Source organism: Collinsella sp. CLA-ER-H4 (assembly GCF_040092395.1).
Classification (GTDB): Bacteria; Actinomycetota; Coriobacteriia; order Coriobacteriales; family Coriobacteriaceae; genus Collinsella.
Genome location: NZ_JBBNLQ010000001.1, coordinates 66289 through 79235 on the forward strand (window position 1 = coordinate 66289; position 12947 = coordinate 79235).

Genomic DNA, 12947 nt, shown 5'->3' on the forward strand with positions numbered 1-12947 from the left:
AAGCAAAACGAATACGTGAGCGCCGTTCATGTCGGCACCCAACCGTCCGCTATTGTCCCACATGCGACATGGCCCACAGCATCCCAATGCAAAGCACCGCCATCAATCCCGTGCACACGGCAGCGATCGCAGAATCACTTATGCGCCTTCCCAACGACCGCGGTTCACGCACTTGCCCTGCTCCGTACATCATGGCTCCTCCTTGAGACCAACTCCTTGTTACGGCCTCATCATCTCAGCGCCGCACATGAGCTGCCATCGATTTGGCTTACGTCCAGCTTTCCCTTTTGAAAGGTTGGGTTGGGCCGCGCGGGCTCAAAGCGCTTTCAGGCGCATGCATCGCTGCGTTGAACTACAATGTGCTTCACCATATGTGCAGTACATTGGGTGCGCCAAGTTGGCGTGCTCGTATCGAAAGGACCAGCCATGAGCTTCACTCGCAAGACTCTCAAAATCCTTGCTCTCATCTACTTTGTTTTGGGCATCGCCAGCCTCGTCACCGCCGGCGTCGGTATCGCCACGGGCGGTCTCGATTCCACGTACGGTTCGTACGCCACGCTCGCGGCGGTCGTGCTTATCGCCAAGGGTCTCGTCGACCTTGCCGCAGGCGTCGCCGGTATCAAGGGCGCCAACAAGCCTTCGCAGGTGGACGGCGCGTTTAAGCTCGGTATTGTTGCCGCGGTCGCCACGCTTGCCCAAGCGGTGCTCACGCTTCCCGCGTTTGGCGGCGACGCCATCAACTTTGGCGCCTTTGTCATCGTGGTGTACGACCTGTTCTTTGTTCAGCAGGCACACGCCGTTAAGGCCGAGAACAAGGACCGCCTGTAGGCACCTGTCTCCCATAGCCCCTGCTATCAAGCAGCTAAAAAGGGCCGATCGCGCATCTCCGCGGTCGGCCCTTTACGTTTGCCCAGATAAAACCTACCAAAATAAACCTGTCCCTTTTTGGCAGGTTGTTAGCTGTGGCGGTACTCGGCGATGATGAAGTCGATGTCGGTTTGAAGGGTGTCCAAATTTGCCAGGCGCTCTTTGTCGGCAGGGCGTGTGCGATAGTAGTACGGCGTCATCTGGAACACCGCCTCGATGTCGGCCTGGGTCTGAAGCGTAATATTCGCAGACACCCGCTGCGTTCCGACCAACTCGAGCTCGGCGGTCTGCGGCAGCTTCTCGTCGTTAAGGTACGGCGTATCGTAGAGCACTTCCTTAAGCCCAAAGAGATGACGGGCGCCCGGCACCACGGTATAGAGTGAGCCCTCGGGCGCCAGCACGCGGGCAAACTCGCGCTCGTTAAAGGGGGCAAAAAGCTCGGTCACCATATCGAAAGCGCCATCGGCCACGGGGACATCCTTCATGTTGGCCACGAAGTAGGTCGCATCGCCGCGCTTGGCGGCCAGGCGCACCATTTCTTTGCCCAAATCGAACCCGTAAGCGTCCACGCCCGGCACCGCGCCCATGGCGCTGGTGTAGTAGCCCTCGCCACAGCAAATATCGAGCAGCGTCATGGGGCCATTCGTAGACGCGGCGCGCCCAGACGCCTGCTTGCGCACCAGCTCGACCATCGCATCGCGCAACGGCGCATAGTAACCGCGATTCAGAAAGTCGCGACGGCTGCGTGCCTGCGACTTGGGATCGCCCATGGAGTCGCCGCTCTTGGACGAGCGCAGCAGATATAGATAGCCCTCGCGCGCACGGTCAAACCGGTGTCCGCCCGCGCACACAGCACCGCGTTCGTCATCCACCAGCGGCTCATGGCAAACGGGACACAACAACATGGCAACTCCTTAGCGCGGACTACACAACGCCCACCATTGTCGCACGCCTTCCCCGCCTAGTCATTGGGGACGTTCTTGAATGACTAGTCGTTTAAGAACGTCCCCAACGACTAGCCAATTAGGAGTATCATCGTCTGCGCAAATAAGCACGAAAGAGCATGTTAGAGATTGAGAGCGCATGGCTGATACCGTATCTAAGCACATTGACATGACCACCGGCTCGCTGTGGCGAAATATTCCCCTGTTCGCCTTCCCCGTGGCCGCCACGAGCATCTTGGAGCAGCTGTCGAACCTCATCGCCACGGTCATCATCGGCAACTTCTCGGGCGACCAGGGAACCCTCGCCATGGCGGCGGTCGGCTCCAATGTTCCGCTTACCAGTCTTATGCTCAACCTGTTTATTGGCATGTCGCTTGGCTCCAACGTGGTCATCGCCAACGCTATCGGCCGCAACGACCAAAACATGGTCAAACGCGCCGTCCATACCTCAATTTTAATGGCGCTCGTGGGCTTTGTCGTCATCGCACTGGGCGAGATCTTTGCCGAGCCCATGCTCGCTGCGCTCAACGTGCCTGCCGAGACCATGCCGCTCGCTTCGCTCTACCTGCGCGTCTTTTTGCTGAGCATGCCCTCGATCTTGCTCTACAACTTTGAGGCCGCGATCTTCCGCTCCGTCGGCATCACCCGCATGCCGCTGCAGGCGCTTGCCGTGTCCACCGTCCTCAACATTGGCCTGGATCTCATCTTTGTCCCCGTACTCCACTGGGGCGTCGCGGGCGTCGCCATCGCCACCGCCATCGCCTACACTGTCAGTGCCGCCACGCTCTTTATCCGCCTGCTCAAGACCGACTCCGTCGTCCGCGTCACCCTTCGCGACCTGGCTATCGACCCCGTCGCTCTCAAGCGCATCGTCAAAATCGGCCTGCCCGCCGGCATCCAAAGCGCCGTGTTTGCCGTCGCCAACATCATCATCCAGTCTGCCATCAACAGCCTGGGCACCGAAGTCATGGCGGCATCGAGCGCCGCCATGAGCCTGGAGTACGTGTGCTACAACCTGCTCAACAGCTTTAGCCAGGCGTGCACCACCTTTGTGGGACAAAACCACGGTGCCCGCCAGATCGATCGCTGCACCAAAACGCTTAAGGTCTGCCTGGTCGAAGGCGGTATCGTTGCACTCACCACGATCATCGTTATTGTCGGCCTGGGACGCGAGATCTTGTCGCTGTTCAACAGCGACCCCAACATCGTCTCGATCGGCTATATCCGCGTGTGTTCGATCTTCCCGGCGTACGCCTTTAGCATGTTCTACGAAAACATGTCAGGCTACCTGCGCGGCTTTGGTATCTCGCTCACGCCCGCCCTCATCACCATGATCTGCGTCTGCGGCATCCGCTTCTATTGGGTGTTCTGCGTGTTCCCGCACTTCCGCACCTTTGCGAACATCATGATGGTCTACCCCATCAGCCTGGGCACCACGGCGTTCTTTATGGTCGTGGCGGTACTACTCTGCCACCCGGCACGCACCTATCGCGCCACCCAAGCCAAAGCGACAGCCCGCTAAACACCGCACTCAACGCTACGCCAGTCATTAATTGACGATATGCGAGCTCATATAGTCGATAAAGCGCCTCGTGGCGATAGGCATGGTGTCCCAGCTGCGCCAGGCGGCCACCACGTCGCGCGAGGGGGCATGCACGATGGGACGTACGCGAATATCGGCCCGCATGCCCTCGACGGTACGGCGGTAAAGCATACTCACGCCTAGCCCCTCCTCCACCATCGCCATGATGGTGTAGTCGTCGGTCACCTCACTCGTCACGTGCGGCGACAGTCCATGCGCCGCGAATGCATCGAGCACCAGGCTCTGTTCGCCCTCATCCAGCAGCACAAACGGCTCGGACGCCAGGTCGGCGAGCGTCACCTTTTCCTTTGCCGTCAGCGGATGCACGGCCGGCAACAGCGCCACCAACTCATCGTGATAGACCACGCGCTTCTCGAGCCCAGCGGTAAATCCGCGCGCCGTAAAACAAAAATCAACCACGCCATCGTGCACCCATTGAGCGTTGCGCGTGTAATCGCCCTGCTTGAGGGTAAAGTGCACGCCCGGGTGCAGCGCTCCAAAGTCGCGGATCACACGCGGCAGCACGGTACGACTCACGTTGGTAAACGTCGCAATGCGAATATCGGTCGACGAAAGCCCCAGCAGCTCCTGGCGCTTGCCCTCGAGCTCGGCCTCGGCGGTCACGATTTGGCGCAGATACGGCAGATATTGTTTACCGTCGCGCGTAAGCGAAACGCCCTGCTTTCCGCGCTCGATAAGCGTGGTACCCAGCTCGCGCTCGAGCGCCTTAACGGCCTGACTCACCGCGCTTTGCGTATAGCCCAGCTCGTCCGCCGCGCCCTTAAGACTGCCGCGATTGACCACCATACACACAATCTGATACCGCGATGCCATCGCGCCTCCACATCAATGCAGCCGTAAAACGTTTTGCCAGGGCTTTTTCTGTCAACATTAGTATTTCTTAATCATACTGAAGATACATTCGCTTTACTACATCAACATCTGGGAGCAGAATCCTTTTTGCGAAACCGTTCTGTAACAAAAGGAGTCCCATGGATCGCAAAAAAGCAATCGCGCTCTCATTTTCCGTTCCCGTCGCATGGGGCTTTTCGTACCCCCTCATGAAGATCGGCATGGACAGTATGAACGCCACGAGCATCGTCGCCCTACGCTGCATCATCGCCTTTGTGGCCTGTCTGCTGCTCTTCCACAAGCGTGTTTTCCGTATCAACCGCGACCTTATGGTTCGCGCCGCTATCATCGGCGCCATCATGGCAACCGAGCTCACCTGCATGTGCCTGGGCTCCAGCCTCACCTCTGCCTCCACTGCCGGCTTTTTGCAGAGCCTGACGGTCGTGATCGTGCCGTTTGCCAACGCCGCCCTGCTGCGTCGCGCCCCCGAGCGCAAGGTGCTCGTCGGCACGGCTATCGTCACCTGCGGCATGCTGCTGCTCTCGGGCGCCGACTTCACCAGCCTGAACCCGGGCGCGCTCATCATGCTGCTCTCCGCCTTTATCTATGCCAGCCACATTATCGTGGCCAAGCGCTTTGTCGAAGAAGTCGATCCGCTTGCTCTGGGCGTTTGGCAGCTGGGCTTCGGCGGCTTGTTCTCGGGTATCGCCACATTCACCTTTGGCGGTTTCACACTTCCCGGCACGCCGGGCGAGATTGTGGTCGTCGTCGCGCTCGCACTCATCTGCTCTGCCTATGGCTTTATCACCCAGACGCTCGTGCAGCCCCACGTGCCCGCCGAGACCACCGGCTTCGCCTTCTCGCTCGAGCCGGTCTGCTCCGCCGTCTTCTCGTTCTTCCTGGTCGGCGAGGTCCTGAGCCCCATCGCCTTTTTTGGCGCCGCCCTCATCCTCACCGGCGTCATGGCGGCAACCGTCGAGCTTCCGCGCCTCCGCGCACATGGACAGGCTCGCATGGCAGGAGCGCCCGAGCACGTCTCGTAGACCCCACTCTTCATACAGCCGCGGCATAAAGGCAACCGGTGCGCCTTTACAATAGATGCCAACAGAGCATCTGCCATAAAGGAGCCCCATGGACACCGCAACTCGCGACCGCAACATAGCAACTTGGTTGGGCGATGCGCCGCAGCCGGTACGTGACACTACGAACCAGCTGCTCGAGCGCATCGCCCTTTTGCGTGCCGAGCAGACCATCTATCCGGCACAAGACGACATTCTCAATGCCCTCGCCTACACGCCGGCCGACCAGGTCAAGGTTGTCATCTTGGGTCAGGACCCCTATCACGGACCCAACCAGGCCATGGGGCTGTCGTTCTCGGTCCCCGCGACGCAAACCAAGTTGCCGCCGAGCCTGCGCAACATTTACAAGGAGCTCAATGCCGATCTGGGTTGCCCCATTCCCGCCACGGGAGACCTAACCCCATGGGCACAACAGGGCGTCCTGCTCCTCAACACTACGCTCACCGTGCGCGAGCATGCCGCGAACTCGCACGCCAAACTGGGCTGGAGTACGCTCACCGACTACGTTATCGAACGCTGCTGCCAGCTACCCCAGCCGGTAGTCTTTTTGGCATGGGGCCGCTTTGCCCAGCAGATGGTCGATGGCAAGCTCGCCGCGACCGGCGCGGGCAAGGCAACCGGCAAGTTCTGCCTGGCCTCTACGCACCCCTCGCCGCTTTCGGCCAACCGTGCCACGGCAGAACTCCCCGCCTTTATGGGGTCGCGCCCCTTCTCGGCAGCCAATCGGCTACTCGAACAGCACGGCTCGACCCCCGTCAACTGGACTTGCCTCGGCTAAAAATCGATACATCAAAAACGCGCCCGACGGCAATCTTGCCATCGGGCGCGTTTTCTACTCGGGCCAGATAAACTGGGTGCGGCCGGCCTCGCCGCCATCGATCAGCAGGCTCTGCCCGGTCATAAACCGGTTGGTCACGCCCACAAAGTAGATCCACTCGGCGATCTCTTGGGCGGTGGCCCAGCGCTTAAGCGGCGTGAGCTCCATAATCTGGTTCCACAGGTGCTCGTCTTCCATCACACAACGGTTGAGCGGCGTGATAACGCCACCCGGGTCCACACTGTTGGCGATGGCCTGCGGCGCCAGGCGGTTTGCAAGGTTTTTGGTGTAGGCGATAACGCCGCCCTTGCTGGCGGCATAGGCGGGAAACTCCGATCCAGTATGCCCGCTCGCCGACCCCACATTGACCACGGATTTGATAGCCGGCGCAGGCTTGGCGGCGAGCCCCTCCCCCACAAAGGCGTAGCGCTCGGTCACGTTAATGGTGCCGCACAGGTTGGCGGCGATGTCGTCGGCCGAATCCTGCGTACCGGCAACGTTCACGATTACCTGAGGCTCAAGGTCGCTTGGAAACGAGTCCGGCTCGCGGACATCAACGATCAGATGGCGGTAGCGCTCGTGTTCGATAGCCGGCGACAGCAGATCAAAGCCCACGACCTCGTGGCCCTCATCCAAAAAGCGCTGCACGCACGCGGCTCCGATACCGCCCGAAGCGCCCGTGATCAAAACCCGCATACTTGCTCCTTAGGCGGTTGCGTGGCGCTCGAGGTACTCGGAGCCCACATTCTCGCGCTCCCAGCCGCGCACGACCTTGTAGCCCACGGGGCTCAGGAAGACCTCGCACAGCAGCTCGGCAACAGCACCGGTCAGCGAGCACATGAGGACCTGCACCCAGGTCCAACCAAAGAACGTGTGGCTCACCACAATGGCAAAGACCAAGTTGTCGATAAACTGGCCAACACCCGTGGACACATAGGAACGGAAGGCAAAGCTCGCAAAGTTATTCTTCTTGAGCATACGGCCGAGCGACTGGTTGAGCGTGGAGTTAACCACGGCAGAAACGAGCATTGCCAGCGAAGAGCCCAGCACCACGTACCAGGTGCCGCCGATGGTGGCGTTAAGGGCGGTGTTGACCTCGATCATGCCCGTGTCGTAGTAGGCGCCCCACATGCCGGGCGTGAGCGAACATGCCCAAAAGCACAGGCTCACGGCCAGATTGACCAGTAGCGCGAGGATGGAGATTTTGATGGATGCCTTGGCGCCAAAGCGCTTGCAGATCATGTCCTGGCACAAAAACGAGACCCAGCTCACCACAAAGCCGCAATCGAGTGCCAGATACGGCAGGCTGATGAGCTCTTTGTTGGCCAGCAGGTTCATCATGATGACACTCACGAAAAACAGCGAAACCGTTGCCGCGGGAATGCTCCGCAACAGGACCTTGTAGTCCTCCATGACCTTCTTGATCATTATGTACTCCTTTGGTTTTAGGTTTAACGAGCAGGATATCGGACCCGAACTGCTCGGACGTCTCGGTCTTGAGACGACGGTGGGTATGATAGCCGCTCACACGGCATCAGGCAAGTAAATGGCGCGGCAGCCCCGCAGGACCACCGCGCCGATGCGTTAAAAGGCTACGTTGCCAAACTCCGACAGGATCAGGTCGGGGTTGTGGTCGGTTGCCCAATCCACGTTCCACGGGCTCGTGAACAGCAGCAGCTTACCGCCGCGCATATCCTCGACACGCAGCGTGTCGCGCGTGAGCGAAAGGCCCGGGATATCGATAGTGTCGGGGTCGTTCTGGATCCAGCGGATGTCCGTATAGGGCAGCGGCTGGCGACGAACCTCAACACGGTACTCGGCCTTGAGACGGCGCTCGAGTACCTCAAACTGCAGCACGCCGACCACGCCCACGATGACGCTCTCCATGCCGGCACCCAGTTCGCGGAAGATCTGGATGGCGCCCTCCTGGGCAAGCTCCTCCATACCCTTAACGAACTGCTTGCGCTTGAGCGTGTCGACCTGCGTAATGCGAGCGAACATCTCGGGAGCAAACGTCGGGATCTGCGGATACTGCACGTGGCGCTTGCCGGAGCACACGGTGTCGCCGATGCTAAAGATACCCGGATCGAACAGGCCTACGATATCGCCCGCGTACGCCTCGTCCACGATGGCGCGGTCATCGGCCATCATCGAGGTACCCGTAGCGAGCTTAAGCTTGCGGTTGCCCTGCACGTGGAAGGCATCCATGCCGCGCTCGAACTTGCCCGAGCAAATGCGCACAAAGGCGATGCGGTCGCGGTGGTTCTTGTCCATGTTGGCCTGGATCTTAAACACAAAGCCGCTAAAGTCGTCGCGGCAGGGATCGACCGGTTCGCTGGTGAGCGTATCGGTATAGGCGCGCGGCGTCGGGGCCAGACGCAGGAACTCCTTCAGGAAAGGCTCCACGCCAAAGTTGGTAAGCGCCGAGCCAAAGAACGCCGGGCTCAGCTTGCCACAGGCCACGGCATCCAAATCGAGCTCGTCGCCGGCACCATCGAGCAGCTCGATATCGTCCATCAGGTTCTTATGGTTTTCTTCGCCGATGAGCTCGTCCATGGAAGGATCGCCCAGTTCGGCCTCGACCTCGGCGACCTTCTTGGTGGCGTTGGCGTGGCCGTCGCCCTCAAAGGCGATAACGCGACGGGTCTGACGGTCGAACACGCCGCGGAAGTTGCGGCCGCTGCCGATCGGCCAGTTCATGGGATAGGTGTTGATGCCCAGAACGTTCTCGATCTCTTCCATGAGCTCAAACGGATCGCGAGCCTCGTGGTCGAGCTTGTTCACAAAGGTGAAGATGGGAATGTGGCGCAGCGTACAGACCTTAAAGAGCTTCTTGGTCTGGGCCTCGACGCCCTTGGCGCCGTCGATAACCATGACAGCGGCGTCGGCAGCCATAAGGGTACGGTAGGTATCCTCCGAGAAGTCCTGGTGACCGGGGGTATCGAGGATATTGACGCAGGCGCCGTTATAGGTGAACTGCAGCACCGAGGAGGTAACGGAGATACCGCGCTCCTTCTCGATGTCCATCCAGTCCGAGACGGCATGCTTGGCCGAGCTCTTGCCCTTGACCGAGCCGGCGGTCTGAATGCTGCCGGTATAGAGCAGCAGTTTCTCGGTAAGCGTGGTCTTACCGGCGTCCGGGTGGCTGATGATCGCGAATGTGCGGCGCGACGAGATTTCATCCGACAGGCTTGCCATGCGGATCCTTTCTTGCATTGAGTGCATTACGTCGATGTAACCGCCCTATTGTAGCCGCGAAATCCCGCTCTAGAGCGCCTATCAGGACAAATTCATCAGTTGGGGCCTGGGTAGCCGGCCCAATCCGTATTTACCTCTTGCATAACTGTGCATAGTGTATATATACTGTGCTTACCGGTTATATACACGTGTAGCCCAACAGCTAAGGAGCCGCTGTGGACATCATCCTATCCAATTCGAGCGACAAGCCCATCTACGAGCAGATAACCTCGCAAGTCAAAGCTCAGATCTTATCGGGCACGCTCGCTGCGGGAGCCAAAGTCCCCAGCATCCGTGCACTCGCGAGCGATCTTGGCGTGAGCGTCATCACCACCAAGCGCGCCTACGCCGACCTGGAGCAACTCGGGTTTATCTACACCGTGCAGGGCAAGGGCTGTTTTGTCGCCGAGGGCAACCAGGAGCTTTTGCGCGAAAACCAGCTCTGCCATATCGAAGAGCTGCTTGCGAAAGCGGCGAGCCAAGCCGAAACCCTGGGCGTCACGCGCGACAAACTGCACGAGATGCTCGACCTGGTAGCCCCCGAAACCATGCAGTAGCCATCTGCAAGAAAGGCTATACCATGCAAAACTTGTTAGAACTCAAAGGTGTCTCACGCCGCGTGAGCGACCGTTTTTCGCTGCGTGATGTCACGTTCGCCGTGGAGCCCGGCCAGATTGTTGGCTTTATGGGCGCTAACGGTGCCGGCAAGACAACGACCATTCGCGCCGCGCTCGGGCTTATCAAGCTCGATGCCGGCGAGGTGCGCCTGTTCGGGCAGCGCTGTGGCGCCGACGCGCCCGATGAGACACAGCGCTGCCTGCGCTCCCGCGTCGGTCTCGTCCTGGACACATGCCCCTTCCCTTCAACGCTCAAGGTGGGCCAGATCGAGGCACTCGTAGGCCAGGCGTACCCCACGTGGGACCGCAAAACGTTCGCCGGATTCATCGACCGATTTGGCCTCGATCCCAAGACAAAGGTCAAGGACCTCTCCCGCGGCATGGGCATGAAACTGCAGCTTGCCTGTGCACTCAGCCATAATGCCAAGCTACTCCTTTTGGACGAAGCCACCGCGGGCCTCGATCCCATGGCGCGCGAGGAACTGCTCGATGAGCTGCTTGCTTTTGTCGCCGACGGCCAGCACAGCGTGCTGCTCTCGAGCCACATTACGTCCGACCTCGATCGCGCCGCCGACCGCGTCATCTGCATCGATAACGGCTCGATTGTGTTTGACCTGCCGCGCGAGGACATTACCGACCGAGCCGGCATCGCCCACTGCACCCAAGCGCAGGCCGCCGAGCTTATGGCTTGCGTCGAAGGTGCCCATGCCGCCCGCCACGCCTACAGCGTGGACGTGCTCGTGCCCAACCGTCGCGAAACGCTCGAGGCCTTTCCCGAGATTCCCTGCGATCGGGTAACCATTGACGACTATCTTCGCCTCACGCTGAAAGGGGCTTCAAAATGAAACGCGCCTTTATGTCCGAGCTCGCCATCGCTCGCACGCTCATCCCGAGCATTGCGGGCGTCGGCCTATTCATCTTCGTCGTGCTAACCCTTGCCAACGCATCGGACGGCGATTCCGGTATGAGCGCCGGCGCCTGCGCGGTCAGCGCCATGTCACCCATCATAATCATGAACTCACTGGCTGGCTACGATAACCAAAACGGTTGGGAGCGCTATCGGGCAACGCTGCCGTTCTCGCGCAAAGACATCATCTGCGCACGCTACCTGTGCATTATTGCTTTCTCGGCCGTCATGGCATGCGCCGCCGTGCTTTTGAACATCATCGCCCTTCCGTTCTTCGATCACACGGGCATTCCCTCGACGGGACAGACCGTCTTTGAGATCACAATAGCCTCCGCCGCATCGATGCTCATCTCCCTCATGATGGTGTTTTTAGCACAGCCGCTGTTCTTTCGATTTGGACACATGGAGGCGCTGCGCCTTTCCGTCGGCCTGTTTGCCCTGATGGGCTGCGGTACCATGGCAATGCTGAGCTCTTCCAACCCCATTAGCAACTGGCTCATGTCGATTGCCGGAGCGAATCCCGATCCTGCCGTTCTGGGCTGTCTGTGCGCAGGAATTGCCGTGCTGGCCCTCGCGCTATGTGCAATCAGCTGCACCGTCAGCACCAAGGTCTATCGAGCACGCGATCTGTAGCCACGCGAGTCTCAATCCACGAAGGGCGCGATCGCCGCCTCTCCCCGCAAATCCGTGGCAAACGGCATGTCCCTGGCGTGCGCCACCGTACTACTTGCACAGCGGCTTGGGTAGCGGGATACCGGCGGCGATGACAGCCGCGATGATCATGCAGACGATACCCTTGAGTGGGAAGCACATGAGCAGCAGGCCCACGACCATGACCGGCTGGCGCATGACCGCACCCATCGTCGATGCCGTGCAGACAGCGACGCAAAAGACCGGATCGGCGCCGGTGAGGATGGCAAGGCCGTAGCCCAGGCTCACACCCGAGAAGATAACCGGGAAGAAGTGGCCGCCGCGCCAACCAAGGTTGATGAGGGTGGGCGTCAGCATGGCCTTAACAAGACCGGTCGCGATAAGCACGCCAGCGGGAATGGTCAGGTAGGTTTCCATGAGCACGTCGGCCTGGGTCTCGCCGGCAAACATGGTGTAGGGCAGGACCGTGCCGCAGATGGCGAGCGCCAGACCGGCTAGCATGGCCTTGACGACAGGACGCTCCCCTATTGCATGAGACAGTGCCTCGCTCGCATGTTCAGAGACAAAGTACAGCCATCCGCAGATTGTTCCGATCAGCGACAGAGGGATGAGCCAGACAAGTTCCAGGTTGCCCACCACGGCAGCCTCGAACCTCGGCATGCCCATGCCGCCGCCCATGAGCTGGCCGAGCAGCAGGTAGGTGCCCAGACCACCGGCAATCGCAATGCCGTAGACCACCGTCTTTTGCGCCTTGGGCAGCTTGATCGTGATCTCGTCGGACGCGGACTCATCGTCGGCGTCTTCGCCCTGGCCGTCAGTACTTCCGGCAAGCGGCGCCACAAAGCCAAACACGGGCGCGGTAAAGAGCGCCGTCAGAGCAGCCTGGGTGCCCAGCAGCGTAAGCTCCCTAAACTCGGCACCAAAGCGGCGCATGCGGTCGCCGACCCAGCTGCACAGGCCCGCGATGACGCCGGTCAGACCGGCTTCCGGTCCAATACTTCCGCCAAACAGCAACGGCAGCAGCGCCGCAATCGACAGCTTGCCCAGATTGTCGTACGGGTAGCGACCGTCTTGCTTTACCTTGGCCATCACCTGGTTGAGGTCATCGGTCTTGGTGCCCGTCGTCTTTTCGTACAGACCGATCAGCAGGCCGCCCAGCAGGCAGACGAAAAACGGGTATGGCAGAAAGCCAAACGGGCCGCTGGCAAGCTCGGGCGAAGCGACGCCCAGCGCGTGTGGAATCTCGGTCCATAGATAGTCGATGCCGTGCTCCATCGCAAAGAAGAACAGCCAGACTGCGGCACCTGCGAACGCACCGGTCACGGCAACGCTAACTAAAAACAGCGCGCGGTTTGTGGGTTTGGCAAGGTTATCCATCGGGTCCTCCCGCGGTC

13 protein-coding genes are annotated in these 12947 nt (G+C 60.1%); 7 read left to right on the top strand and 6 right to left on the bottom strand.

Annotated elements, in window-relative coordinates; all coding sequences use genetic code 11:
• The first annotated feature begins 426 nt into the window (after positions 1-426).
• Positions 427-828 carry a hypothetical protein gene (locus AAAX34_RS00285; RefSeq protein WP_055286664.1) on the top strand — a complete coding sequence of 134 codons (402 nt, stop codon included), beginning with the start codon at positions 427-429 and terminating at the stop codon, positions 826-828.
• Positions 829-956: 128 nt separating this feature from the next.
• On the opposite strand, the gene AAAX34_RS00290 is transcribed toward AAAX34_RS00285, so the two are convergent.
• Positions 957-1772: a putative RNA methyltransferase gene (locus tag AAAX34_RS00290; protein ID WP_349109614.1), complete on the bottom strand. Its 816-nt coding sequence runs from the start codon at positions 1770-1772 to the stop codon at positions 957-959.
• A gap of 178 nt (positions 1773-1950) precedes the next feature.
• Here AAAX34_RS00290 and AAAX34_RS00295 point away from each other — a divergent pair, with 178 nt between their 5' ends.
• Entirely contained in the window at positions 1951-3333 is a 1383-nt protein-coding gene (locus AAAX34_RS00295) for an MATE family efflux transporter (protein ID WP_225093292.1), read from the top strand.
• A 27-nt stretch (positions 3334-3360) separates the two neighbouring features.
• On the opposite strand, the gene AAAX34_RS00300 is transcribed toward AAAX34_RS00295, so the two are convergent.
• On the bottom strand, positions 3361-4227 hold the full coding sequence (locus AAAX34_RS00300; RefSeq protein ID WP_349109615.1) for a LysR family transcriptional regulator: 867 nt from the start codon (positions 4225-4227) through the stop codon (positions 3361-3363).
• A 158-nt stretch (positions 4228-4385) separates the two neighbouring features.
• Between AAAX34_RS00300 and AAAX34_RS00305 the strand changes: the two genes are divergently transcribed.
• The gene (locus AAAX34_RS00305) at positions 4386-5288 is read left to right on the top strand and encodes a DMT family transporter (protein WP_349109616.1); all 903 of its coding nucleotides are present in this window, start codon (positions 4386-4388) and stop codon (positions 5286-5288) included.
• Positions 5289-5376: 88 nt separating this feature from the next.
• Complete coding sequence (locus AAAX34_RS00310; protein WP_349109617.1) at positions 5377-6102, top strand: uracil-DNA glycosylase; 726 nt, start codon at positions 5377-5379, stop codon at positions 6100-6102.
• Between the two features lie 54 nt (positions 6103-6156).
• Here AAAX34_RS00310 and AAAX34_RS00315 read toward each other — a convergent pair whose 3' ends face one another.
• The 3 genes from AAAX34_RS00315 to AAAX34_RS00325 form a co-directional block, all read right to left on the bottom strand.
• On the bottom strand, positions 6157-6837 hold the full coding sequence (locus tag AAAX34_RS00315) for an SDR family oxidoreductase (protein WP_117769858.1): 681 nt from the start codon (positions 6835-6837) through the stop codon (positions 6157-6159).
• A 9-nt stretch (positions 6838-6846) separates the two neighbouring features.
• Positions 6847-7569 (bottom strand): VUT family protein, encoded by a 723-nt coding sequence (locus AAAX34_RS00320; RefSeq protein ID WP_022093974.1) that lies wholly within the window; start codon positions 7567-7569, stop codon positions 6847-6849.
• Between the two features lie 156 nt (positions 7570-7725).
• Positions 7726-9339: a peptide chain release factor 3 gene (locus tag AAAX34_RS00325; RefSeq protein WP_055286676.1), complete on the bottom strand. Its 1614-nt coding sequence runs from the start codon at positions 9337-9339 to the stop codon at positions 7726-7728.
• Positions 9340-9554: 215 nt separating this feature from the next.
• Here AAAX34_RS00325 and AAAX34_RS00330 point away from each other — a divergent pair, with 215 nt between their 5' ends.
• The 3 genes from AAAX34_RS00330 to AAAX34_RS00340 are packed head-to-tail and all read left to right on the top strand — an operon-like array spanning position 9555 to position 11535.
• Positions 9555-9935, top strand: coding sequence for a GntR family transcriptional regulator (locus AAAX34_RS00330; protein ID WP_349109618.1), 381 nt, complete (start codon positions 9555-9557; stop codon positions 9933-9935).
• Between the two features lie 23 nt (positions 9936-9958).
• Positions 9959-10840 carry an ABC transporter ATP-binding protein gene (locus AAAX34_RS00335; protein WP_349109619.1) on the top strand — a complete coding sequence of 294 codons (882 nt, stop codon included), beginning with the start codon at positions 9959-9961 and terminating at the stop codon, positions 10838-10840.
• Complete coding sequence (locus AAAX34_RS00340; protein WP_349075837.1) at positions 10837-11535, top strand: ABC-2 transporter permease; 699 nt, start codon at positions 10837-10839, stop codon at positions 11533-11535. The genes AAAX34_RS00335 and AAAX34_RS00340 overlap by 4 nt, the downstream gene beginning before the upstream one ends.
• Positions 11536-11625: 90 nt before the next feature.
• Here the strand turns inward: AAAX34_RS00340 and AAAX34_RS00345 are convergent, their stop codons facing one another.
• Positions 11626-12930, bottom strand: a complete 1305-nt coding sequence (locus tag AAAX34_RS00345) for a chloride channel protein (protein WP_349109620.1) — start codon at positions 12928-12930, stop codon at positions 11626-11628.
• Between the last annotated feature and the right edge of the window lie 17 nt (positions 12931-12947).